The 25,484-nt window shown below is 72.8% G+C and carries 12 protein-coding genes; all 12 read right to left on the reverse strand.

The window, feature by feature from the left end; translation table 11 throughout:
* Positions 1–64: 64 nt before the first annotated feature.
* Entirely contained in the window at positions 65–3,019 is a 2,955-nt protein-coding gene (locus tag AB0H37_RS13805) for a glycosyl hydrolase (protein ID WP_360612785.1), read from the reverse strand.
* On the reverse strand, positions 3,016–6,195 hold the full coding sequence (locus AB0H37_RS13810; protein WP_360612787.1) for a family 78 glycoside hydrolase catalytic domain: 3,180 nt from the start codon (positions 6,193–6,195) through the stop codon (positions 3,016–3,018). The genes AB0H37_RS13805 and AB0H37_RS13810 overlap by 4 nt, the downstream gene beginning before the upstream one ends.
* Positions 6,196–6,206: 11 nt before the next feature.
* Positions 6,207–8,951, reverse strand: coding sequence for a family 78 glycoside hydrolase catalytic domain (locus tag AB0H37_RS13815; protein WP_360612788.1), 2,745 nt, complete (start codon positions 8,949–8,951; stop codon positions 6,207–6,209).
* Positions 8,952–9,054: 103 nt separating this feature from the next.
* Positions 9,055–12,777, reverse strand: a complete 3,723-nt coding sequence (locus AB0H37_RS13820; protein WP_360612790.1) for a glycosyl hydrolase — start codon at positions 12,775–12,777, stop codon at positions 9,055–9,057.
* Positions 12,774–16,736 carry a family 78 glycoside hydrolase catalytic domain gene (locus AB0H37_RS13825; RefSeq protein WP_360612792.1) on the reverse strand — a complete coding sequence of 1,321 codons (3,963 nt, stop codon included), beginning with the start codon at positions 16,734–16,736 and terminating at the stop codon, positions 12,774–12,776. The genes AB0H37_RS13820 and AB0H37_RS13825 overlap by 4 nt, the downstream gene beginning before the upstream one ends.
* A 67-nt stretch (positions 16,737–16,803) precedes the next feature.
* Positions 16,804–18,219 carry an L-fucose/L-arabinose isomerase family protein gene (locus AB0H37_RS13830; protein WP_329088812.1) on the reverse strand — a complete coding sequence of 472 codons (1,416 nt, stop codon included), beginning with the start codon at positions 18,217–18,219 and terminating at the stop codon, positions 16,804–16,806.
* 308 nt (positions 18,220–18,527) lie between these two features.
* Positions 18,528–20,579: a bifunctional aldolase/short-chain dehydrogenase gene (locus AB0H37_RS13835; RefSeq protein ID WP_360612795.1), complete on the reverse strand. Its 2,052-nt coding sequence runs from the start codon at positions 20,577–20,579 to the stop codon at positions 18,528–18,530.
* Positions 20,580–20,633: 54 nt separating this feature from the next.
* Positions 20,634–21,800 carry an L-rhamnose isomerase gene (gene rhaI, locus AB0H37_RS13840; protein WP_329088806.1) on the reverse strand — a complete coding sequence of 389 codons (1,167 nt, stop codon included), beginning with the start codon at positions 21,798–21,800 and terminating at the stop codon, positions 20,634–20,636.
* A 28-nt stretch (positions 21,801–21,828) separates the two neighbouring features.
* Entirely contained in the window at positions 21,829–22,158 is a 330-nt protein-coding gene (locus AB0H37_RS13845; protein ID WP_179835927.1) for an L-rhamnose mutarotase, read from the reverse strand.
* Positions 22,159–22,217: 59 nt separating this feature from the next.
* Entirely contained in the window at positions 22,218–23,303 is a 1,086-nt protein-coding gene (rhaS, locus tag AB0H37_RS13850) for a rhamnose ABC transporter substrate-binding protein (RefSeq protein ID WP_179835928.1), read from the reverse strand.
* 104 nt (positions 23,304–23,407) lie between these two features.
* Positions 23,408–24,397, reverse strand: coding sequence for an ABC transporter permease (locus tag AB0H37_RS13855; protein WP_360612797.1), 990 nt, complete (start codon positions 24,395–24,397; stop codon positions 23,408–23,410).
* A complete protein-coding gene (locus tag AB0H37_RS13860; protein ID WP_179835930.1) occupies positions 24,394–25,482 on the reverse strand; it encodes an ABC transporter permease in 1,089 nt (362 codons plus the stop codon). The genes AB0H37_RS13855 and AB0H37_RS13860 overlap by 4 nt, the downstream gene beginning before the upstream one ends.
* Between the last annotated feature and the right edge of the window lie 2 nt (positions 25,483–25,484).

The raw sequence follows: 25,484 nt of genomic DNA on the forward strand, positions 1-25,484 counted from the left end.
GGACAGGGGATGAGGGGTCCACCGTGCGGGAGGGCGGGCCAACGCCCTCCCGCACGTCCGGGGTTCAGCGGGCGGGGACCACCGCCTCGCCGTAGGGGACGAGCCGGACCGGCCCGATCAGCCCGTACCTCTGGCGGGACGCGCCGCTGTACACACCGGGATCGGAGACGCGGAGCCGGTTGTTCAGCGTCGTGGCGACCTCGACCTCGATCGTGTTGGCGCCGCGGCGCAGCCAGGGGCCGATGTCCACGACCGGGACGATCACGCTGACCGGGAGCCGGTGGCCGTTGACGGTCACGCGGCAGGTGTCGAGGACCTCGCCGAGCTCCAGCACCGCGCCACCGCCCGTCCAGTCCACGGTGGTGCTGTAGGTGCCGATGCCGGAGACGTCCGCGAGTTCGGGGATGTCCGGCCACGGCTTGAGCCCGTCGAGCTCCAGGTCGTGCCGCTTCACGCCGTCCGGCGTCATGTCCTCCACCTGGAGCCGCCAGGAGGTGAGGGTCCGCGCCTCGGGCACGGGGCCGATCACCGTCCGCACGGTGCGGCCGCCGGGCAGCGTGGTGGAGTAGGCGCCGGCGGCCCCCGCGCGGGCGACCAGGCGCTGCCGGTCGACGCGGAGCTCGGCCTGCGAGGCGGTGGCGGACGGGGCCTCCCCGCCGCGCGCCAGAATGATCACGGTGGCCTCGGCGGGCTGCAGCGCCACCCGCAGCGTGATCGTCTCGCCCTCCTCGCGGTAGACGGCGACCCGCTCGGTCTCGCCCGTCCACAGGTCCAGCCGGTACGGGACGGCCTCGCGGTCGGACCGGGTGAAGGTGACCTCGTGGTCGATCGCGGCGACCGGCGGCTTGACCGTCTCGGCGTGCTTGCCGTTGCAGAGGTAGAAGTAGTCGGCGCGGCCGTCCCGCCGGTGGGCGGTGAGGAGCGTGGACGCCTCCGCGTAGGCGACCGTCGGGCGCAGGCCGAGGTCGGCCAGCGCACCGGACACGTCGGCCTCGGCGGCCACGACGCGGACGCGCGGCTGGGCGAACACCTGCGCGAGGACGGCGCGCAGCTGCTCGTTCTCGCCGTCGCGCGCCAGGCCGGGGACGGTCGCGGCCGACCAGTCGCCGAGGAACACCAGCGGCAGGCCCGCCTTCGTCAGCCTCAGCATGGTGCGGGCGGTGCCGAGCGGCAGCGTGCACTCGTTGCCACCGAAACGGTCGCCCTCGACGAACACGACCTTGTAGGCGGGACCGCCGGGGGCGAGCCGCCCGCCGGACACGGTCGCGGACGGCAGGTCGAGCAGCGGCGCGCTGATGAGCTGGTGCGTCCAGCCCAGCGGGACGCCGCTCTTGGTGAACCACCCTGCGCCGATACCGGTCTTGGTGTAACCCTTCTGGCGGAACACGGCCACGTCGATGCGGCTCGTGCCGGCCTGCATGGCCAGGTGGACGCGCGCCAGGTAGCCGGCCACGTCGGGGGCGTGCCGCCAGGTCGGCTGGCGCGGCCCCCACGACTCGGAGAACCCGACGCCGCCGTTGTATGGGGTGAAGGCCGCGAATCCCGGCCACGCCGCCCCCGGCGCGGTGGCGTAGGAGAAGCCGTGCAGGACGGTCTGGTTGAGCCCGGCCGCATAGGCTCCGCCCATGGTGCGGAGGAACTTGCCCCAGGTGGTGTTGTAAGCGCCGCCCTGGTAGGCCCCCGCCTCGCAGGAGAGGACCTTCCGTCCCCCCATGTCGCGGCCTCCGGCGAGAGCGCGGTAGTCGTCCAGGTTCTTGAACCCGAGCGACTCGCCCTCCGGGACGTCCAGGATCGCGGCGGTGTGGATGGCGTCGGTCTCCAGCCCGTACGGCTGCGCGCGGTACTCCAGCCCGATCGAGTGCGCCCACTTCGCGATTGCCTCGAAGTGGAACTCGTTGAACAAGTCGGAGACCGTCTGCCAGAAGTCGTGGCGGACGTGGGCGGTGGTCGCCGCGTCGTAGGCGAACCTGGTGTTCTCCTTGAGGCGGACGATCACCGGCAGGTACGGCATGAGGTCGTAGCCGCGGCGGCGCCGGAACTCGGCGGGCAGGTCGGGCGTCCAGTTGAGCGCAGCCGTCTCCAGCTCGATCGAGTCCTCGAACAGCGTCGCGCCCGCCCGCCTGATCAGCTTGCGGATGTCGCGGGTGAGCAGGCGCGCCTCCCAGAACGCGGTGACGGCGCGGGTCCCGGCGCGGCTGAAGTGGTCGACGACGCAGCTGTCCGGGGAGGAGTGCGGGCCGGACTCCGGCCGCTGCCCGGTGCCGCGCCGCCAGTAGGAGAACAGCAGCCAGTCGCCGCCCTCCGGGGCCGTCCAGGTGATCCGCTCCCCCGTGACCCTCGAGGTCAGGTCGGTGAACGACGCGGGGTCGAGGCCGGTCTCCTTGCGGGTGTCGTTCGCGGCGGCGGTCCGCACGGCGTGGACGGCGACGAGGTGCCGCCTCGTCACGCCGCCCTCGGGCGCGGTGACCGGCTCGGGGACCGGGCCGTCATGGGTGGCGCCGCCCGCGACGGGCACCGTCCCGTACGCCAGTTCCTGGACGGCCGCCTCGTCGTCCGGCGTGATCGTCGGGACGGCGGCGGGCCATGCAGGGCCGATCGTCAGGTCGACGGTCACGCCGCGCCGCCCCGCCTGGTCGAGCGCGGCCTCCACGCCGGCGTTCCAGGCCGGGGTGCCCCAGCCGTGGCCCGCCGGGTCCAGGACGGACTTGTCGCGGATGCTGTGGTGCACCGCGACGATCTCCGCGCCGCCGAACCCGGCGTCCGCGATCTGGTCGATCTCGCGCCGGATCTCCGCCGGGTCGACCAGGCCGTCCGGCCACCACCAGCGGAACCGGGGCCGCACCGCCGCGCCGGGGCGGGCGAACCCGCCCGCCGCCGGCCCCGCAGGGAGGCCGGGCGCGGCCTCGGCGTACGCCTCGCCCCCGAGGACCGGGCCCGCGCCCGCCACGACGGCGGCCGCGGCGCCGATCTGGAGTGCGCGCCTGCGGGTGAGCCCCTGCCCCGTGCGTTCGTCGTTCACTGTCTTCTCCTGGTCACTGTGGTGCGGCCGGAGCCGACCGGGCCGATGGTGAGGAGGCGGCCGGTGGCGTCCCGGCCTGTGGCGCGGGGGGCGCGGGCCTGGGGTCCGGTGACGCGGAACGCGCGGGGGTCGTCGTCGCCGAGCTCCACGACCACGCGGGCGACCGTGCCGGGCGGCACGTCCACGTCCAGGAGGTACCGCTCGCCGCGGTCGAGCGCGACGGAGACCGGGCCGCGGATCGTCGGGACCCGCCCGGAGATCCGGCTCAGATCGCCGGGACGCGGCCGGACCTCGATCTCGGCGGCTCCCGGCGCGGTGATCCGCACACCGAGGACATGGCGCGGGATGACGTTCGCGGGCGCCGAGCCCCAGGCGTGCGAGAACGTCATGTTGGGCTTGAGGGACGGGTCCCACGCCTCCGCCACGATGGTCGCGCCCAGGTCGTCCAGCATGTGCAGCCACGAGCTCATGCCGGTGGCCGTCATCAGCGCGATCGCCGCCTTGGCCTGGCCGGTGGCGAACAGGGCGTCCAGAAGGAACTGCGCGCCGTAGACGCTGACCTTCATGCCGCCGTCCGCGAGGGTCTCGCCCAAGGCGCGGACGACGGAATCGGGAACCGCGCCGGGCCCCGCGACGCCGAGCGCGACCGGGAACACGGTGGCGTGCTGCGCGCTGTGGGTGGTATCCACTCCGTCGAAGAACCGCCCGTTGGACGCGTCGAGCAGCTTCTCCCTCATCGCCTTGGCCAGCGTGTCGGCGCGATGCCGCCAGCCCTTCGCGTCGGGCGTCTTGCCCAGGGCGTTCGCGATGTCGGCCATGGCGGTGAACGCCGCGTACTGGCAGGCGTTCACGACCGTGTTCACGTCGGTGAACACGTACCCGTCGCGATTGGACGTGGGCCAGTCGACGAGATCCTGGGTCGGCGAGCCGGGGTTCTTGTGGACGAGCCCGTCGTCGCCGAGGTGCGACGTCAGGTGCTTGGCCGCGAGGATCGCGTAGTCCGCGGCGAGCTGCTCCGGGTCACCGGTGTGCAGGTAGTCCTGCCAGGCGGACATGACGTTCATCAGCCGGTACTCGGTCGGCCAGGTGGGGTTGCGGGCAAGGTGGGCGTCGGACGCGCGGGCCAGCGCGAACGAGCGCTGCACCGCGTACTCGGACGCCTGGTTGATGAGCGCGTCGCCCTCGTAGGGGCCGCGTTCGCGTGTCGGCGTGTCGGTGTAGAGGTCGCCGCGCGTCGCCTCGATGGAGTACCGGCACAGCTCGTACACGCGGTCGAGGTCGGGACTGGAGCTGGAGAACGACGCGTCGGAGTCGCGCCAGGCGGCCCGCCAGGCGCGTCCGGTGACGGCCTGCGACAGGTCGAGGGCGTCGTCGCAGATGAGCTGCGCGTAGCGAAACCCTCGGTAGCCCCAGTGCTCGATGGTCTGGAGGCCGTCGCGGAGCGTCCAGACCTCCTTGTAGGTGACGCCGGCGCGCAGCGCGTGCTTGACGGTCCCGTCGGCGTTCAGCTCCTCGCCGAGCCGGACCTCGACGGTCTGCCCGGCCCTGCCCCGCACGGACAGGCGCAGACCGCCCGCGATCTCCCGTCCGAGATCGACGAGCCAGGTGCCGGAGGAGACCTTCCGCACGGACGCGGGTTCGGCGTCGTGCAGCCCGACCGGTTCGACGAGCGCGGGCTCCAGCCCGTCGATGACCGCCTTCACCGCCGCCGGTTCCCAGCCGGAGTCGTCGAAGCCGGGCCCCGTCCAGCCGGCCGGCTCCTGCCGCATGTCCCAGTACTCCTGGGGACCCACGTAGAAGCCTGAGCCGATCGTCCCGCCGTCGCGCAGCAGCCCGGCCTGGCGGCGCGCCTTCCACGCCGGGCCGCTGCCGACGGTGGTGGACGTCCCGTCGGCGTAGGTGACGACGAGCTCGGCGAGAAAGCGCTTGTCCTCGGTGGTGTACGCCAGGGCGGCGAGCGCGTTGCGCCGGCCCGGTTCCAGCGCCTCGGTCAGGTCGAAGGAGTGGTACTTCGGCGCCCCCGCCCCGCCTCGCATGGAGGCGAAGCCGGCCACCTCGCCGTTCACCCAGATCTTGGCCGGATACTGGCGGATGGCCGCCGGAGACTGGGCGGCGACATGGAGCACGGCGGCCGCGATCGGCTTGCGTTCCGGGACGAACTCGGTGCGCAGCAACGCCCAGTCGTCGTCGGGCGACCCGGCCGAGGACAGCGTCGACTGCCCCTTGGCGAGGGTCAGGGCGCCGCCGGCGACCGTGCCGGCGCCGAAGGTGCCGCGCCCGTCGGCGAAGTCCTCGTCGAGGATCGTTTCGCCGTCCGGGCCGGTGAAGGTGACGCGGTCCCACACGTTGGCCTCGGTGGAACCGTTGCGCATCCCGACCGTGCCCGTCCGGTGCGTGGCGTCGGTGGCGGTGTCGACCTCGGCTCCGTCGACGGACGTCCGGAAGGTGGAGCCCGTCATCTCGACCGCCACGTCGTACCAGCGGCCCGTCTCGATGGGCATCGGGAGCCGCTTCTCCTCCAGCACCTGGTAGGCGCCGTTCACGCAGACGTGCTTCTTCAGGACGCCCGGAGATCCGGCGCGGAGCTGCCACAGGTAGTTGGCGCTCGTCCCGGACGCCCGGAACCAGAGGCTCGCCGCGACCGAGGTGATCTGCAGCCGGGCCCTGAGGACGCCGTCGCCGGGTGCCCGCGCGGCCGTCGTCCAGATCGGCTCGGCGGACCACTCGCCGACGCCCGTGGCCAGCAGGGCGGGCTCGGACCAGCGGGACGCCCTGTGCCCGTCGAACGTCCGGACCCGCCACCAGTACGCCGTCCGCGGCGACAGCGCCGGGCCGCCGTAGGGCACGGCGACGGACGCCGCCGACGCGGCCTTCCCGCTGTCCCACGCGTGCGGGCCGTGCTCCAGGCGGGCCGGCGTGGTGGCGAACTGCACCTGGTAGTGCGTCTGCCTCGTCCCCGGGCCCAGGTCGGCGACCTGCCAGCTGAGCCTCGGCCGGGCCGTGACGCCGAGGCCGTCCGGCATCAGGGAGGTCAGCAGCCCGGACGGCGTCCGGGCCGCCGGCGACGACGCCGACGCGGCGCCGCCGGCGGACCCGAGGACGACCGTGCCCGCCACTCCGGCCACCGAGGCCCCGAGGAAGCCCCGCCGGCTCATCCCGCTCATTCGTTCGGTCATCGCCCGGCTCCTCAGCGGTGCTCGGAACGGAAGGTGAGGTGCCCGGAGCCGGCCTCGAAGACGGCGTAGCCGTCCTCCATGCCGGTGAAGCGGGCGCCGCCCGGTCCGGAAACGCGCACGTCACCGGCCGAAAGCGCGGGGACGTGGATCTCGGCGCGGACGTTGACCGGGACGTCCGTGTCGAGCGAGAAGCCGTGCCCGTCCCGCTTCCAGGTGACACCGACGTCTCCGCGCTGCAGCGGGACGGTCCCGGACGCGCGGTCCAGCCCGGTCAGCGGCGGCCTGATCCGGACGGCCGCCGAGGCGGGGGCGGTCACCGAGACGCCGAGCAGGGTCCGCTGCACCTCGACCAGCGACGTCGCGCCCCACGGGTGGGAGAAGCTCTGCCCGGTCTCGGGGGCGTCCCACGACTCCCAGGTGAACGTGCCGCCGCGCGCGAGGATGTTGCCCCAGCCCGGCCCCTCCACGTCGGTGAGGCGGGTGACGACGTCCGCGGGACGCCCGCCGAGCGCCTCCAGGAGCCGGTGCGCGGTCATCGGCCCCATCTGCATGCCGAGCCCGGCGATGTAGGACTCGACCTCGTCCCGGCCGCCCGCGGGGGCGACGCCGTAGGCGAGCGCGTAGGCGTTGGCGATCTGCGAGGCGTGCGCGCTCTGGGCGCCGTCGCTCGTCAGGCCGTCGACGTAGACGCCGTCCGGGCGCCGGAGCCTGGCGTTGATGTTGCCGGTGAGCGTCCCGGCGTCCTTGCGCAGCGCCTCGGCGTCCCCGGTCCTGCCGAGCGCCTCGGCGGCGCGGGCGGTGGCGTTCAGGACGTCCACGCCGAGCACGTTGACGACCGTGCGGGCGGCCGTGTCCATGTCGTGCCCGTAGCGCATGGTCGCGGGCCAGTCGATGATGCCGTACCTGTACTGCCCGGAGCCCCCTTCAAGGTTGGTGACCAGGCCCGTCCCCTCCGCGATGTAGCGGCGGACGTAGCCGGCGACCGCGCTCATCGCGGGGTACGCCTCCGCCAGGGTGGACGAGTCGCCGGACTGCTCGTAGTAGTCCCAGATCCAGCCGGGGAACATCTCGGTGTAGTCGGGGATGTCGCGCTTGCCGTCGCCGTTCGGGTAGACGGCGTTGAGGCGCCCGTCGGGCCAGTACCGCGCCTGCGAGGCGATGAACTCGCGGATCGCCTGCCGGGTCAGCCGACGCTCCCCGTAGGCGCCCATCATGGCCAGCGAGGTGTCGGCGGAGTCGCCGAGGAACTGCCCCTTCTCACGGGTCGGCGTGTCGAGGAACTGGGACTGCGACCCGTATAGCGCCGACCGCGCCATCAGGTCGTAGGCGGCGTTCACTCCCGCGTTGGACGTGCGGAGGCGGCTGTTGCGGGTCACCTCGTTGTGCTGGAGGACGGCGGAGACGTCGTCCGCCCCGGCCCCGGAGTCCGGTGCGATCTCCAGGTAGCGGAAGCCGACATAGGTGAGGGGCCGGAAGGTCTGGTCGCCGTCGCGCTGGGTGTAGCCGTAGCTGAGGTCGGTGTCCTGGTTGTCGTCCTTGGAGCGGGAGACCGTCCCGTCGTCGTTGAGGACGTAGGAGGCGTGCAGGTCGACGTGCCGTCCGGCGACGCCGTTCCGGAACCGCACCACCGGCACGGCGGGGATCACCTTCCCGAAGTCGGCGACCAGCGTGCCCGAGCCCAGCCGCGTGACCTTCACCGGCCGGACGGTCCGGTACGACAGCGCGGTCTCCTGTCCGTGCAGGTGCTGGAACCCGGACGCGGGATGGACCCCGACGACCTGGGGGTCCTGCCAGGCGGACGCGTCGTGGCCCGGCTCGTCCCACCCGAGCGGGGCGGCGGTGCCGTCGATGTCCTCGACGTAGTCGCCGGCGTCTCCGTTGCGCTTCGGCGCCTTCTTCCAGGGGGCGCGCGTCACCTTCCACGTCCCGTCGGTGACGACGACCTGGCGCGTCCCGTCGGCGTGGTCGATGACCAGCCTGACGAGCAGGCCGGGCTCGCCCTTCGGGCGCCCCTGCCCCGACCCGTACCAGTGGTAGAGCGCGCCGATCGTGGCGGGCCGCCCGGCCTTCACCTTCGAGGTGACGTCGACGGTCTTGTAGAAGCCGTCGTCGGCGTACTCGAAGGCCGGGCCGCGGTCGACGGCCTCGCCGTTCAGGTGCAGCTCGTACTGCTGACCGGCCGCGATGTGCACGCGGGCCCGCACCACCTTCGACGCGCCGACCGTGAAGTCCTTGCGAGCGAGGGTGTAGTCGTCGGCCTCCGCGGTGGTGCGCCGGATCCAGGTGGCCTGCCAGTCCCGGTCGGCGAGCCCGGTGTCGAACGCGGCGGGCCGCGCCCACGGAGAGCGCTTTCCGGAGTCGTCCCAGGTCCGGACCGTCCACGTGTAGGACGTCTCCGGCGCGAGCGACGGCCCGGCGTACCTCACGTACTCCTGGCTCCCCGACCGGACCCGCCCGCTGTCCCAGACCGCCTTGCCGGACGGCCCCCGCACGGTGATCTCGTAGGCGCTCTGCACCTCCCCGGGGTCGCGGTCACGGGGCGTCCACCCGAACAGCGGCGCCCCCTCCACACTCAGCGGGCGGGCCTGGTCTCCCACGGTCAGCCCCGCCGGGGCCTGCGGCGCGTGCCCTGCCTTCAACGCGGCCTGCGCGGTCCCCGGCAGCCCGGTGACGACCGCCGCCGTCACGGCGGCGACGGCGACGGCGACGGCGACGACACGGCGATCGGCGGAACCCGTCACATCACGGCGAATCACGAGAAGCAACCTCCAGTTCGTTGCTGCGGCTTGCAGAACCCGCCGGACGGGGCCGGGGCGGACCACGCCCGCCTTGGGCGTCGTCCGCCCCGGCCCTTCCGACCTACGGCCGTACCGAGAACCCGCTCATCTGGACGTTCGCGCCGACGCCGTCCCAGCTCCTGGTGATGTCCAGGCGCACATAGCGGGCGCTGACCTTGGCGAAGGTCGTCGTCCCGCCCTCCTTGGGCGTGTCCGCGGCGGTGGCCACGGTGCGCCACGTCCGGCCGTCGGAGGAGACCTGGACGCCGTAGTCGCGCGGCCCGTAGTTGGAGCGCCCGCCCACGACGACCGAGCCGAACTCGACCGGCGCGCCGAAGTCGACCCCGTAGCGCACCGGGTCGGCGAGGGTCGGTCCCTGGCCTGCGGCGCGGCCCCACGACACCCAGAACGTGCTCGGCGACCCGTCCACGGCGAGCTTGGCGGGGTACCGGTCCTGGCCGGCGTCGGCGACCACCCGCGGGAACGGCGTGCCGCCCGGGTTGAGGGCGAGGTCACCGGAGTGCCGCAGGGTCACCGCCGTGGCGGCGGACGGCCCGGCGTCGCTGCGCGCGGTCACCTTCAGGGTGCTCGCGCCGGACGCGACCCCCTTGTCGCGCAGCCCGACGGGCACCGTCACCGAGCCGCCGGCGGGAACCGTGACGCGGCCCCGCTCCGGCTCGGCGCTGATCCCCTCGGCGGCGGACGCGGCGACCGTCACGTTCGCCGCGCGCCCGGAGGCGTTGGTGACCAGCACGGTCGCGCGGTTGTAGCCGCCGTCCGCCAGCGGCAGCTCCGGTTCGAGCGCCTCGACGGTCAGCACCGGCCGGTCGCCGCCGGACGGGGTGAGGGTGGCGGGGCCGAACAGCCCGTAGTCCATCGGCGCCCGCGACGAGGCCCCGGTGCCGGGCGCGGCGCGGACCGCGTTGAGCAGCGTGGAGGCGACCCGCACGGTGATCGTGTTGGCCCCGGGCCGCAGGTACCGGCCCACCTCGACGTGCCGCAGGTCCGCCTGGTTCAGCGGCGGAAGGTCGTGCCCGTTGACGTTCACGCGGACGGTGTCCACCGGTGTTCCGAGATCGAGTGCGGCGCCGTCGATGCCCTTCCAGCCGTCGTCCAGGGTGACGTGCGCGGTGTAGGTGCCCACGCCCGAGACGTCCGCGAGGTCCACGGGATGGCCGTTGGCCTTGGTGATCGCCGACCAGGCGGGCAGCGCGCCGCCCGCCCCGGCCTTCACCGTGACCGGCCCGAGCGCCCTGTGCGCGGTGTCACCGGGCTTGCCGGAGGGGCCGGGGCCCCAGGAGTCCACCGCCAGCGACCACTCGTCGAGCTTCACCGGCTGCGGGACGGCCGCCGCACGCTGTCCGCCCGCCGGGCGGGGGCTGTGCGGGCTGCCGGTGAAGGTGGCGTCGTGCCGCGGCGTGACCGCGATGACCGTGGCGTCGTTCCCGGCCAGCCGGACCGGGACGGTGACGGTGCCGTGGCCGGACGTGTAGTCGGTGATCGGGGTGATCTTGCCGGTCCAGGTGTCCAGCCGGTAGGGGACGCCGTCGCCGGTCAGGGTGATCTTCTGCGCGGTCGCGGTGTTCGTCTGGTTGTACAGGTAGTAGTAGTCGGTGGAGCCCGCCTGGCGGCGCACGTCGAGGATCGCGCCCGATCCGTCGTGCGGAGTGGCGGCCGGCGTGACGCGCAGGCGCCGCAGCGCGTCCGGCGCGTCCGCCTCGCTCGCGACCCGCACCACGCCGCGCTGCCGGAGCAGTTCGGTCATGGCCGACTTCAGCCGCGCGTCCTGCCGCACGGCGTCGCCGCCACCGGGCACGGTGCTCGGCATGTCCCCGACGATGACGACGGGCAGCCCCTGCCGCGCCAGCCGCACCAGCTTCTCCGCGGCGTCCACCGGCATCGTCTTCTGGTCGTTCAGCAGCACCGCGTGGTAGGCGGAGCGGTCGCCGAACAGGGCGCCGCGGGAGTAGGCGGCGTCCTTGCGGCGGAGCAGCGCCGGGCTGAGGTACTCGTAGGTGTATCCGGCCGACGCCAGCGCCGAGGAGCTCTGGATCAGCTTGTTCGACCCGCTCCCGGTGGTGCCGGTGCCGTTCATGCCGAAGTCCTGCCAGTACACGGCCAGGTCGAACCGGGGCTTGCCCTGCCGCAGCACGAGCTGCATCCGGGCCAGGTTGTCGTTGACCGCGCGGTAGTCGGCCCAGTTCGGGCCGCCCTTGTCACCGAACGCCTCCGAGTAGGAGGTGTTGCCGCCGTAGGTCATGCCGGGCCAGGCCGACTGCGGCCCGGCGCCCGCGGGTCCCCTGCTCAGGTAGGGGAAGCCGTGCCAGACGACCTGGTTCACGCCGCCGGCGAGGCCCCGGTAGACCGCCTGGAGGTTCGAGGCGTCCGATCCGGCGCCGGCCGTCGAGCCCCACACCGAGCCGGAGAAGGCGCAGCACTCGTCGGACACCACCGGCTGCCCGGACACGTGCGCGCCCGTGGCGACGACCCGGTAGTCCTGCACGTTGCTGTAGGCCCCGACCGACTGCCCGAACGCCAGGGACTCGCCCTCGGGCACGTCGACGTGCGAGGCGGCCTCCGCGACGTCCACCGGGATGCCGTAGGGCTGGATGCGGGTGGTGATGTGGTGCTTGTGGGCCCACTCGCGCAGCACGTCGAGCCGGTTGCGGATGTAGAGGTCGCTGAGGGTCTGCCGGTAGTCGGTGCGGACCCGGGCGCCGACGCCGCCGCCGAAGTCGAAGAACGGCTTGTCGGTGATGCCCTGGTCGCCGGCGCCCGCCAGGGCGGGGAGCACCTCGACCGGGGAGTAGCCGCGCCGCTTCGTCCACTGGTCGACCAGCTCGGACGTCCACTTCTGGGTGGTGCCCAGTTCGAGCGAGTCCTCGAACAGGTCGCTCTCGCCCATCTGGGCGAGCAGCTTCCGCACGTCGGGGGTGAGGATGTGCTCGTCGTAGAAGTCCGTGGTCGCCTTCGCGCCGGCCTCGCTGAACGGGTCGAGGGCGTAGTTGGTGCCGGTCGCGGTGTAGCCGGACAGGGACTGCCCGCTGGGCGTCTGGTAGAAGGCGATCAGCGCGTAGGTGCTCTCGCCGTCGCCGGGGAAGTCGACCGTGAGGCCGCCCTGCGCGTCCACCTTCGAGGTGACGTCGGTGACGCCGGCGCGATCCAGCATCCGCGAGCCGGTGGAGGTGGCGCAGTCGGCGTCGGAGCACTTGGCGACGAGCGCGGCGATGAGCGTCTTCTTCGCGCCGGCGGGCGGCGCGACGTTGAAGTTGGCCGGCAGCGCACCGGACCTGCTGGTGCCGCCCTTGCGGAACTCGTGGGAGAAGACGACCTGCTGCTGCGCGCTCGGATCGTTGACGTCGTTCACGGTGGGAACGGTCGCGGGCCAGCGGGGGCCGATGGTGAAGTCCAGGCCGAGCCCCTTGGACTTGGCCGCGGCCAGCATCGTCCGGGTCTTCTGCGCCCACAGCGGGGTGCCCCAGCCGTAGGTCTTCAGGAACTCCGGGGAGTTGTTGCCGGTGCCCTCCACGTTGAACGGGGCGACCTCGGCTCCGCCGCCGCCCGCCTTCCTGATCTGTTCGAGCTCGTCGGCCAGTTCCTTGTCGTCGGTGTGGGCCAGCGGCTGCCACCAGCGGTACTTGGGCCGCACGGACGCCGGGGGGTCGGCGAAGGTCCCGCGGGTCAGGGCCGGCGCGTCCGGCCCCGACGGCGGAGCGGCCTCGGCCGCCCCGGCGATCGCGAGCCCGGACAGGGCCAGGAGCGCGGCCGCCGGCAGCGCGACCAGCCGGGCCTTGGAATGGGTCATGAGGCGTAGCCCTCCAGCTCGATGACGCGGCTGTAGTTGTGGTCGTTGGAGTCGTGGACGAGGAGCCGGAGCGCCGACGCCCGGACGGGCGCGAAGGTCTTCTCGACCGTCCCGGCGGTGCTGCCGGTGACGGTCGCGACCGTCGTCCACGTCCCGTCCACCCGGGCCTGGAGGTCGAAGTCGCGGATGCCGGTCTTGGCCGCCGGGTGCGCCGGGTCGTCGAGCGTGAAGACCTTCACGCGGCCGACGCGGCGCGGCTCGTCCCAGGTGGCGGTGAGGGTGTCGGGGAAGTCCCCGGCGGTGTCGTCGTTCCAGCCGCCGACGCCGTTCAGCCAGACGCCCGAGTCGGTGCCGCCGTCGTTGGTCCACGTCGGCGACGAGCCGCTGTGGGTGCTGGAGGCCGACATCTCGGCGACGCGCACCAGGTTGCCGGTGACGCGCACCGGAGCCCGCACGCTCTCGTCGTCGACGGTGAGGGTGACGGTCCCGTCCGTCGCGCCGCCGGTGCGCCCGATCGTGACCGGGACCTCGGTGGAGCCGCCCGCGGGGATCGTGACCCGTCCCGGGGCGGCGGCGGTGAAGCCGTCCGACGCGGCGGCCTTCACCGGGACGGTGACGGCGCGGCGCTCAAGGTTGGTGACGCGGAATCGGGCCTTCGAGGACTCGCCGTCGATGACGGGGACGTCGGCACCGAAGGGGGGTTCGACGGCGAGCTGGGTCCAGTCCTGTCGCACGGAGCCGGGGGTGCGGACGGTGAACGTCCAGGACCCGGATCCGACCTCGTACACGGCTCGCCCGTCCTGGACGCCGAGGGATCGGGCGCCCGCCGGGGCCCTGGCGCCGGCCGCGCCGAGCAGCGGCACCTCCACGCGTGCGGGGGCGCCCGGCGGGACGGTCACGTCGAGCCGCAGGTCGTGCCCGGAGCGGCGCCACGCGCTGGAGACCGTGCCGCGCGGCGTCCGGTAGGCGGAGGAGGCGCGGGTCAGGTCGCCGACGACGGCGGGCCGGACCACGAGCTTGCCGAACGCGACCGAGTCGGCGGCCTGGCCGATCCCGGCGAGCCCGGCGCCGAACCACTCGTCGATCGCGCCGAGCATGAAGTGGTTCTGGGAGCCGTAGCCGGTCGGGCCGTCCCAGTACTCGGTGAGCGCGGTCGCGCCGTGCACGACCTGGTAGCCGTAGCTGGGGTCGGTGACCTGCTGCGCGACGCCGAGGATGACGTCGTCGCGCCCGGCCGCCGACAGCACCCGGAACAGCGCGGGCAGGGCGATCTCACCGACCGTGAGGTGGTACCCCTTGCCCTTGATGGAGGCGACGAGGTGGTCGAGGACGGCCTGCCGGTTCGCCTCCGGGACGATGCCGAGGTCGAGCGCGAAGGCGTCCCCTGCCTGGCTGCCCGAGCCGTAGGTGTGACCGGCCTCGTCCAGGTACTCGGCGTTGAAGGCGCCCGCGATGTCGCCCGCGAGCCTGCGGTAGCGGGCGGCGTCGTCGTCCTTGCCGAGCAGTCCGGCGACGGAGGCGAGCGCGGCGGCGCTGCGCTGGTAGCCGTAGGTCGCGGCGACCCCGCGCGGCGTGGTCTTGTCGACGGCGGCCCAGTCGCCGAGGCCGTAGTCGAGCAGGTTCCCCTTCGCCTTGGAGGTCAGGTAGTCCAGGTAGCGCTGCATGTTCGGGTAGAAGTCGCGCAGCGGGCGGATGTCGCCGTAGGTGCGGTAGTGCTGCCAGGCGGCCAGGATGATGGCGCTGCCCCAGTTGGGGTCGTCGCGGACGCCGCCGGAGAACTGGACGTACTCGGGCGCGATGTCGGGGACGAGCCCGTCGGAGGTCTGCGCCTCGGCCATGTTGCGCAGCAGCGCCGGGTAGTAGGCCGCGACGTCGTAGTTGCGGGTGACCGACCCCTGGACGAGCTGGGTCTCCTCCAGCCAGCCGAGCTTCTCCCGGTCGGGGCAGTCGGTGAGGATGCTGAACATGTTGCCCTGGATCGACCGGTCGATGATCGTGTGGATGCCGTTCAGCAGCAGGTCGGAGCTCTCGAACGATCCGGCGGAGGCGTTGCCCGCGCGCAGCACGACGGCCGACGCGGTGTCCGCGTCCGGCGCGGACGGCAGGCCCGTCACCTGGAGGTAGCGGAAGCCGTGGTAGACGAAGCGGGGATGCCAGGTCTCGGTGCCCTCACCGGAGAGGGTGTAGTGGTCCTCGATCGGGGGGCGCTGCGCGCCACCGGCGATCATCGTGCCCTGCTCGACGAGGCCGTCCGCGCCGAGCCGTTCCCCCGGCTTGAGCGCCAGCTCCGTCCCGCGCGGGCCGCGGACCCGGATCTGCGGCCAGCCCGCGACGTTCTCTCCGAGATCGAAGACGTAGGTGCCCTTCTTCGGCTGCGTGACCTTCACGGTCCTGCGGCGGTCGACGGGCACGATCGCGGGTGACATGCGCGCGGTGAGCGCGATGCCGGGATCGGGCGCCTCGGCCGCCGGGCGCCAGGACGCCAGGTCCGCCGACGGCTCGTCCCAGCCCTTGCGGGCGAGACGGGCGTCCTCGTCCTCGCCGCCGTACCAGTGCGTGAACGTGGTCGGGCCCAGGTCGGTGCGCCAGGACGAGTCGGTCGCGACCCGGGCGGTCGTCCCGTCCGCGAGGGTGACCTCCAGCTGGGCGAGCAGTTTCGGCGCGCCCTGCGTCCCGACGTACTTGGTGTAGCGGTCGCTGGTGGAGGTGACGTTGTAGGTGCCGTTGCCGAGCCGGACGCCGATCGCGTTGCCGCCGCGCCGCAGCAGCTTCGTGACGTCGTAGGCCGCGTACTCGGCGCGCTTGCGGTAGTCGGTGTTCGGCGGTTCCAGGACCGCGTCGCTCACCGGGCGGCCGTTGAGGGTGGCGTCGTAGATGCCGAGCGCGGTGATGTAGAGCCGCGCGGACCGCACCTCGTCCTTCAGCGAGAACTGCCGGGCGAGCAGGGGCAGCCGGGGCAGGTCCGTCTGGTAGGCGGGCGGAGGCTCCTGACCGGTGACGGTCTTGGCCGTGGCGAACGGGCCGTCCGCCGAGTCGGCGGTCTGCAGCGTGTAGTCGACGGGGAAGTTCGGCGTCCTGCCGTCGCTCGTCATCAGGTCCGTGCGCGGGTACAGCTTGACCGTCGCGATGTCCTTGACGGCGCCGAGGTCGAGCTGCAGCCAGACGTGGTGGCCGGGGTCCTGGGAGCCGTAGGCGGGGCTGGTGTACCCGAACGGCGCCTTCTGCGTGGTGAGGGACCCGTCGGCGACGAACTCGGGCATCCACTTGCCGGGGTACTCGCGGACCTCGGACGCGGTGACCTTCGCGCCCTTCGCCACGTTCGCCCCGGACGGGTCGAGCGCCTCGATCTCGGCGAGCTGGAGCCGCGACAGCAGCGAGCCGCCCTCCTTGACCGGCAGGCCCAGCTTCGTCACGTCCAGCCGCAGGTGGCGGGCCTTGGTCCCGGCGGGCAGCACGACGGTGGCGGGGGTCGGCGCCCGGTTCAGCCAGCGCTCGTCGCCGATCCACTTGGCGGACCAGTCGTCCTTGGCGAGCAGGCCCGTCTCGAACCGGGCCGGGGCGCTCCAGCCCGACGCGTGCCCCGAGCCGTCCCAGACCCGGACCCGCCACCACACCTGGCGGCGGGAGGTGAGCGCCGTGCCCCGGTAGACGGCGTCGGCGGCGCCGGAGGACACCTTGCCGGAGTCCCACAGGTCGGCGCTGCCGAGCCGGTCCCGGGACGTCGCCGCGACCACCTGGTAGGCGGCCTGGGCGGAGCCGCGGCCGGGGGCCGAAAGGCGCCAGCTCAGGGTGGGCGTCGTGTCGTCGATGCCGATGGGGTCGTCGAGCGCGTCCGTCCGCAGTCCGGTGGCGCGCAGCCCGGAGGCGTCCGCGCGGGCGGGCAGGGCGGTGACGGCGGTGAGCGAGAGGCAGAGGGCGGCACCGCACGCGGCACCGCGTAGTAGGGGGATTTTGGGCATGACGGGACATCCTTCGGAACTGCGCGGGGGGGTGGGGGGTGGCGGCGTCGCGTCGTGAGGGGTTCCGTCAGGGGTTCACGTGGACCAGTTCGATCTCCAGGAGGTCGGCGAGGGCCTTCAGGTCGGCGACGCGGTGGCCCGTGCCGAGGGCCCAGTGGTGGGAGATGCCGGTGGCCGACCACGCGTCGGTCCATTCGCCGGGGTCGCAGCCGAAGTCGACGCGGGAGGTGGTGTTGCCGATCCGCAGCAGCGGCCCGTCCACGGTCTCGCCCTCGGACGCGGCGAGCGCGAACCGGCCGTCGCGGCGCTGGATGATCCCGATCGCGGTGACCGGGCCGTGCTTGACGTCGAACTCGACGGACACGCCGTAGCCGCGCTTGCCGTGGTAGACGCCGAGGCCGCGCAGCAGCGGGCGGCGGGCGCTGATCGCCAGGTGCGCGGGCCCGTCGTGGCCCATCTCGACGTGGCCGCGGTGGAAGTCCAGCGCCTGCAACTCGGTGAAGGAGCCGCCCGCGCCGAGCCGGTCGGCGACCAGCATCGCCAGGGAGGTGCGCAGCTCGTACTCCCCGGCCGCCGGGATCCCGCGCGCGGTGAGCAGCGACGCGCCGAGGATCATCCCGGCGCCGAGCCGCTCGTGCACCTCGCCGTCCAGGCCGCGGTGGTAGTAGGCCAGGCTGTCGAGCCCGAAGTCCTCGACGAGGCGGTCGAGGCCGACCGAGACACGGGCCGCCCAGGTCAGGTCGTCGTCGTTGACGGACGCGTCCAGCTCGAAGATCTTCTCCGCCTCGGCCTTCTTGGCGGCCGTCTCGGCATCGGTGACCTTCTCGACCCGGACCCGCAGGTCGTCGAACTCCAGCACCTCGACGTGCCCGCCGAAGTTGGCGCTGACGAGCGTGAGGTCGGTGGAGACGTCGAGCATGCCCGGGTACAGGTGGCCCATCAGCCCGTGCCGACCCCGCCGCAGCGCCGCGCGGACCCCGGCGGCGCGCACCCAGCGGCCGATCCGCGCCCAGGCGCGCTCGTCCTCCAGGTAGCCCGACACCGAGCGGAACGGGACGCCGCAGCGCGCGAACGCGTTCGCCATCTCCGGCAGCGGGCAGGCGCCGCAGTAGGCGAGCCACTGCCCGGTGTCGAAGGTGGCGTGGTCCATCGACTCGGTCGGCTGCAGGTTGATCAGCAGGACGGGCGCGTCGGCCCGCTGCGCCACCGGGACCAGCATCGTCGCGGTCATGTAGGTGGTGAGGAAGCCGACGATGATGTCGCACCCCGCGGCCCGCAGCCGCTCGGCCGCGGCCGCGCCCTCCTGCGCGTCGGAGATGAACCCGACGTCGACAACCTCGGCGCCGAGCCCGCGCATCCGCTCCGAGACGCGTTCGGCGGACCGCTTGAGCTGCGGCAGCAGGTCGGGGAACTGCGGCCAGTAGGCGCCGAGCCCGCCGGCGACGAGGCCGACCTTCACCGGCGGTGCTGTGGTGTCTGCCATTGCTTGTCCTCTCCTAACGGGCTGTGAGGGTGTGGCGCCCGGCGGACGCCCCGTCCATGGGGACATGCCCGCCGACGCCGGATCCGCCCGCTGCGGGGCCCAGGGCCGGGGAGGTGACGACGGACACGTAGGGGCGCGCGAACTTCTCAGCCGGCGGCATCGTTATCCCTTCGGGTTCACTTGGTCGAGCGGGCCCAGCAGGGACGGCCGGCGGCCCGGGTGGGGACGGCACGGACGCGGCGGGGTGAGCGCCGCGGCCGCGCGGTCCGGGCCGCCGGCCGGCCTTCTTCGAACGGGGCGGGTCCTCCTCAGCGCAGGAACGCGGCGGCGACGCCGGCGTCCACGGGGACGTGCAGTCCGGTGGTGTGGGTCAGGTCCCCGCCGGTGAGGGCGAAGACGGCGGCGGCGACGTGCTCGGGCAGCACCTCGCGCTTGAGCAGCGTCCGCTGCGCGTAGAACTCGCCGAGCCTCTCCTCCTCGACGCCGTACACGGCGGCGCGCTTGGCGCCCCAGCCGCCGGCGAAGATCCCGGAGCCCCGCACGACCCCGTCCGGGTTGACCCCGTTGACGCGGATGCCGTGCTCGCCGAGCTCGGCGGCCAGCAGCCGCACCTGGTGCGCCTGGTCGGCCTTGGTCGCGCCGTAGGCGATGTTGTTCGGCCCGGCGAACACGCCGTTCTTGGACGAGATGTAGACGATGTCGCCGCCCATCCCCTGCTCGACCATGACGCGGGCGGTCTCGCGGGAGACCAGGAACGAGCCGCGCGCCATGACGTCGTGCTGGAGGTCCCAGTCGGCGGCGGTCGTCTCCAGCAGCGGCTTGGAGATGGACAGGCCGGCGTTGTTGACGACGAGGTCCACGCCGCCGAACGCCAGGACCGCCTCCCGGACGGCCGCGGCGATCTCGTCCTCCGAGGTCACGTCCGCACCGGCGGCGACGGCGACGTCGGAGGCGCGCGCCGCGGTGGCGCCGATCTCGGCGGCGACCTTCTCGGCCGCCGCGACGTCCCGGTCGGCGACGACGACGCAGGCGCCCTCGGCGGCGAGGCGGCGGGCGGTGGCGGCGCCGATGCCGGAACCGCCGCCGGTGACGAGCGCGACGCGGGACGCCAGGGGCTTCGGCGCCGGCATCCGGCGCAGCTTGGCCTCCTCCAGCTCCCAGTACTCGATGCGGAACTTCTCCGCCTCGTCGATCGGCGCGTACGACGACAGCGCCTCCGCGCCGCGCATCACGTTGATCGCGTTGACGTAGAACTCGCCGGCCACCCGGGCGGTCTGCTTGTTCGCCCCGAAGGAGAACATCCCGACGCCCGGCACCAGCACGATCGCCGGGTCCGCACCGCGCATCGGCGGCGAGTCCGGGCCGGCGTGCCGGTCGTAGTAGGCGGCGTACTCCTCGCGGTAGGCGGCGTGAAGTTCCCTCAGGCGCGCCTTGGCGTCGTCGAGGGGTGCGTCCGGCGGCAGGTCCAGCACCATCGGCGCGACCTTGGTGCGCAGGAAGTGGTCCGGGCAGGACGTGCCGAGCGCGGCGAGCCGGGGGTGCTCGGCGCGGGACACGAAGTCCAGGACGGCCTCGCCGTCGGTGTAGTGCCCGACCTGCGGCCGGTCCGTGGACGCCAGGCCCCGGATGAGCGGGAGCAGCGCGGCGGCGCGCGCGTGCCGCTCGTCCTCGGGCAGCGCCGGGTGGACGACCTCGCCGAACGGGTCGGCCCTGCCGTGCTCGGCGATGTAGGCCTCGGCGGTGCGGATGATGTCGAGGGAGTTGGCCTTGCACTCCTCGCTCGTCTCGCCCCACGCGGTGATGCCGTGCCCGCCGAGGACCACCCCGACGGCGCCGGGGTTGGCGCGCTTGATCTCGGCGATGTCCAGGCCGAGCTGGAAGCCGGGACGCCGCCACGGCACCCACGCCACCCGGTCCCCGAAGATCCGCCGCGTCAGCTCCTCGCCGTCGGCGGCCGTCGCGATCGCGATGCCGGAGTCGGGGTGCAGGTGGTCGACGTGCGCGGCCTCCACGAGGCCGTGCATGGCGGTGTCGATGGACGGCGCGGCGCCGCCCTTGCCGTGCAGGCAGTAGTCGAACGCCGCGACCATCTCGTCCTCGCGCTCGACGCCCGGGTAGACGTCCACGAGGGCGCGCATCCGGTCCAGCCGCAGGACGGCCAGGCCCTTCTCGGTGAGGGTGCCGAGGTCGCCGCCCGAGCCCTTCACCCACATCAGCTCGACGTCGCGGGCCGTCACGGGGTCGGTGACCGTGCCCTTCGCGGACGCGTTGCCGCCCGCGTAGTTGGTGTTGCGCGGGTCCGAGCCGAGAGTGTTGGCGCGTTCCAGCAGATGCTCCACCTCGGGTGGAGTGGCGGTCATCGGATATCTCCTCATGTGTGCGTGCGTGGCCTCAGGTGCGGCGTGGAAGGACGCTCATGCTCCCCAGCCGGCAGCCTGGCCGTCCTTGCGCTCCTCGGCGATCCGCTCGTAGTAGCCCGACGCCTTGTAGGCGGCGACCGGGTCCGGGTGCAGGCCCATCTCCTCGCGCAACTCGGCGAGCAGGGGCCGGACGTCGGTGTTGTAGGCGTCCATGAACACGGCGTTCGCCTCCAGGACGTCACCGGACCGCTGCGCCGACCGCAGCGCGGCGGCGTCCACCAGCAGCGCCTTGGCGGTGGCCTCCTGGACGTTCATCACCGAGCGGATCTGGCCCTGGATCTTCGGCTCGATGTTGTGGCACTGGTCGAGCATGAACGCCACGCCCGTCTCGGCGTCGTAGCCGCCGCCGCGCACCACCTCGTACATGATCCGGAACAGCTGGAACGGGTCGGCGGCGCCCACCATCAGGTCGTCGTCGGCGTAGAAGCGGGAGTTGAAGTCGAACCCGCCGAGCTTCCCCTCGCGCAGCAGGAACGCCACGATGAACTCGATGTTGGTGCCGGGCGCGTGGTGGCCGGTGTCCACCACGACCTGCGCCTTCGGGCCGAGCTTCAGGCAGTGCGCGTAGGAGGCGCCCCAGTCCGGCAGGTCGGTCATGTAGAACGCCGGCTCGAACAGCTTGTACTCCAGCAGGAACCGCTGGTCGTCGCCGAGCCGCTCGTAGACGGCGGCGAGGGCCTCGGCCATCCGGTCCTGCCGGTCGCGGATGTCGTCCTGCCCCGGGTAGTTCGTGCCGTCGGAGAACCACAGCTTCAGGTCGCGGGACCCGGTGGCGTCCATGATGTCGACCGCTTCGAGCAGGTGGTCGAGGGCCTTGCGGCGGACGGCGGGGTCGGGGTTGGTGACGCTGCCGAGCATGTAGTCGTCGTCCTGGAAGACGTTGGTGTTCACCGCCCCGATCCGCACGCCCCGCTCCTTCGCGTGGGCGGCCAGCGCGGCGTAGTCGTCCACCCGGTCCCAGGGGATGTGGATCGCCACGCTGGGCGCGACGCCGGTGAACCGGTGCACCTGCGCGGCGTCGTCGATCTTCTCCCGCGGGGTGCGCGGCACGCCCCGCTGGGCGAAGACCTTGAACCGGGTCCCCGAGTTCCCGTACGCCCACGAGGGAGTCTCGATCTGCTGGCGGCGCAGGGCGTCCTTCACCGCGCTGGTGTCGTTCACGCTTGCCTCTCTTCTCTCCGTCACCTGGTCAGTCCAGGTGGAAGACCTCGGGGAGCGTCCGCATCCCCTCGTCGGGGCGGCCGTCGAGGTCCTCGAAAAACGGCGCCATCTCCGTCTGCCACCGCGCGTTCACCTCGGTACGGGCCATCGCCTCCTGGGCGGCCTCGAAGTCGTCGGTCTCCAGGTAGCCGACGAGAAGGCCGTCCTCGCGCAGGAACAGCGAGTAGTTGTGCCAGCCGGTGTCGCGCAGAGCGCTGAGCATGTCGGGCCAGACCGCCTGGTGGCGCAGCTTGTACTCCTCCAGGCGGTCCTGCCTGACCTTCAGCAGGAAGCAGACGCGCTTCGTGCTTCCGGACATGGAGGGATCGTCTCCTTGCGGGGGGGCGACCCCCACCCCCCGGTTCGCTTCGCTCAGAATCAGAAGTGGTACTGGTCGATGTTCTTGGCGTCGAACACCGTCGGCGGGCCGAGGATCACCTCGCCGTTGGCGCCGATCGAGCGCTCGCCGAGCTTGCCGGCCTTGAACTTCTCGCCCTGCGCGCCGGTGATCTGCCCGGACGACAGCGCCGCCGCCGCGTACGCGGCGAGGTAGCCGAGGTTCTTCGGGTCCCAGAGCTCGAATCCCTTGACCGTGCCGTCCTTGACGAACTTGCGCATCTGGTCGGGGGTGCCGAGGCCGGTCAGCGCGACCTTGCCCTTGTACTTGGAGCCGGAGATGTAGCGCGCCGCGGCGGCGATGCCGACCGTGGTGGGCGAGATGATGCCCTTCAGGTTCGGGTACGCCTGCAGCAGGCCCTGGGTCTGCTGGAACGACTTCTGGTCGTCGTCGTCGCCGTAGGCCACCTTGACGAGCTTCATCTTGGAGTACTCGGGCTTCTTCAGCTCGTCCTGCATGAACTTGATCCAGGTGTTCTGGTTCGTGGCGTTCGCGGTCGCCGACAGGATCGCGATCTCGCCCTCGGAGCCGATCTGCTCGGCGAGCAGCTTGACCTCGCTGCGGCCGATCTCCTCCGAGCTCGCCTGGTTGATGAACACGTCGCGGCAGGCGGGGTTGGTGTCGGAGTCGTAGGCGACGATCTTGATGTTCTTGGACCGCGCCTGCTTGAGCGGCCCGCACACCGCGTTCTCGTCGTTGGCGGCGATGAGGATCGCGTCGTGCCGCTGCTGGATCAGCGTGTTGATGTAGGAGACCTGCGAGGACGCCGAGGCGTCGGAGGGGCCGACCTCCTTGGCCTCGCCGCCGAACTCCTTGGTCGCCGCGATGCCGGCGTTGTCGACGATCGTCTCGTAGGGGTTGTTGACCTGCTTGGGCAGGAACGCCAGCTTCAGGCCCTTCTTCAGCGGCGCGTTCGGGTCCGCGGAGGCGTTCCCCCCGGACTTGGCGTCCCCCGAGCCGGACGCGGAGTCCTTGGTGGTCCCGCCGCAGGCGGCCAGGCTGAGGGCCAGAGCGCCCGCCGTGGCGGCGGCCGCCAGCCGGCGCGGGGCGCGCAAACGAATGGTCATCAGGGTGCCTTTCACAGTTCCGGGTCGTGCTCCGGGGTGGGTGGACATACGGCGGGGGGCGGGGGTGGGTGGTCGTGCGGTGTGATGGTGGTCGTGCGGTGTGGTCAGGATGCGGCGGCGGGGACCGCGGGTCTCGCGCCCCGCCGCCGGCCTCGGGCCTCGCGCGCCACGGCGATCAGCCGCGGCGTGAGGACGCTGATGATGAGCAGCAGGCCCGTGACGATCGACTGGACCTCGGTGGAGACGTCGTTGAGCATCAGCAGATTGCGGAGCAGGCCGATGAGCAGCACGGCCGCGATGACGCCGCCGAGGGTGCCCTTGCCGCCGTCGAAGTCGACGCCGCCGAGCAGCACCGCCGCGATGACGGTGAGCTCCAGGCCGAGACCGTTGTCGGCGCGGGCGCTGCCGTAGCGGAGCGTGAAGACGATGCCGGCGAACCCGGCGACGAGGCCGGACACCGCGAACAGGATCAGCTTCAGGCGCTTGACCCGGATGCCGGCGAAGTAGGCGGCGTCCTCCTGCGCGCCGATCGCGAACAGCGACCGCCCGACGCCGGTGGCGTGCAGGACGACGCCGGTGACGGCGGCGAGCACGGCGAACAGCGCGACCGGGTACGGGATCGGGGTGCCGGGGATGGAGGAGGTCGCGAGGTCGGTGTAGGCGGTGGGGAACTCCGAGATCGCCCCGGTGCCGAGCGTCACGTACGCCAGGCCCCGGTAGAGGGTCATCGTGCCGATCGTCACGGCGAGGGACGGCAGCCCGAGCCTGGTCACCAGCAGGCCGTTCACGAGCCCGCACACGACGCCGACGACCAGCACCAGCGGGATGATCGCCTCGATGGCCATGCCGCCGTCCCACAGCTTGCCGGTGAGGGCGCTGCACAGCCCGAGGACCGAGGCGACCGACAGGTCCACCTGCCCGCACACGACCAGCAGCGTCATCGGCAGCGCGATCAGCGCGATCTCGCTGAGGTCGTCCAGCGCGAACGACAGGTTGTCGTTGTTCGCGAAGTCCGGCGAGAACCCGGCGCCGCTCGCGAAGACCACGACCAGCAGCGCGGTGACGGCGGTCTCCCACCGCATCAGGCGGCTCATGACCGTCCCTCCTTGCTCTCCGGCGCGGCGGCGCGGTGCGCGGCCGACGCCAGGGACCGCTGTTTCAGCGCCCGGGTGACCCGCAGCGCCAGCAGCCGGTCGACGCTGATGGCCAGCAGCAGCAGGACGCCGGTGATCGCGTCCTGCCAGAACGAGTTGACCTTGAGCACCACCAGCACGCTGCCGATGGTGGTGAGCAGCAGCGCGCCGAGCGCCGCCCCGTACACGGTGCCGACGCCGCCGGTGATGGCGACGCCGCCGACGACGACGGCGCTGACGACCTTCAGCTCCCAGCCGTTCGCGGCGTCGGCGACGACGGTGCCGAACCGGGCGAGCCACAGCACCCCGGCGAGCCCGGCGAGGGCGCCGCTGACCAGGTAGGCGGTGAGGACGCGGCGGCGGATCGGCACGCCGGCGAGCATCGCGGCCTCCGGGCTGGACCCGATCGCGTAGTACTCGCGCCCGGAGGAGTAGGAGCGCAGGTAGTAGCCGACCGCCAGCATCACCACCACGGTGATGATCGGCAGGTAGGGGACGCCGAGGATCCCGTCGTTGCCGAGGCTCAGCAGCGAGGACGGCAGGTCCGCGGCGCCGATCTGGTCGCCGTGCGCGATGCGGTAGTCCAGCCCCTGGATCACGTACAGCGTGCCGAGGGTGACGACGAGGGCCGGCACGCGGCAGAAGCTGACGAGCAGCCCGTTCACGAGCCCGCAGACCAGGCCGATCCCGACGCCCACCAGCACGACCAGCACGACGTTGCGGTCCCCGCCGGAGGCGAACCTCCCGGCGCTGAACGCGACGAGCCCGACGACGGACCCGACCGACAGATCGATGTTGCGGGTGACGACGACCATGCTCTGCCCGACGGCGAGCAGCACCAGGATCGAGGCGTTGAGGAAGATGTCCTTCATGCCCTGGCCGGACATGAACCGCGGGTTGGCGATGGTGGTGCCCACGACGAGGACGACGAGCGCGCCGAGGATGCTCAGCTCGCGGGCGCGCAGCACCATGTCGACGAGGCGGCGCCCGCCGCCCGGCGGTCCGCCCGACTCCGGCCTGGCCGGGGACTGGGTGAGGACGGTCATCG

This window comes from Actinomadura sp. NPDC023710 (assembly GCF_040639875.1).
Classification (GTDB): Bacteria; Actinomycetota; Actinomycetes; order Streptosporangiales; family Streptosporangiaceae; genus Spirillospora; species Spirillospora citrea.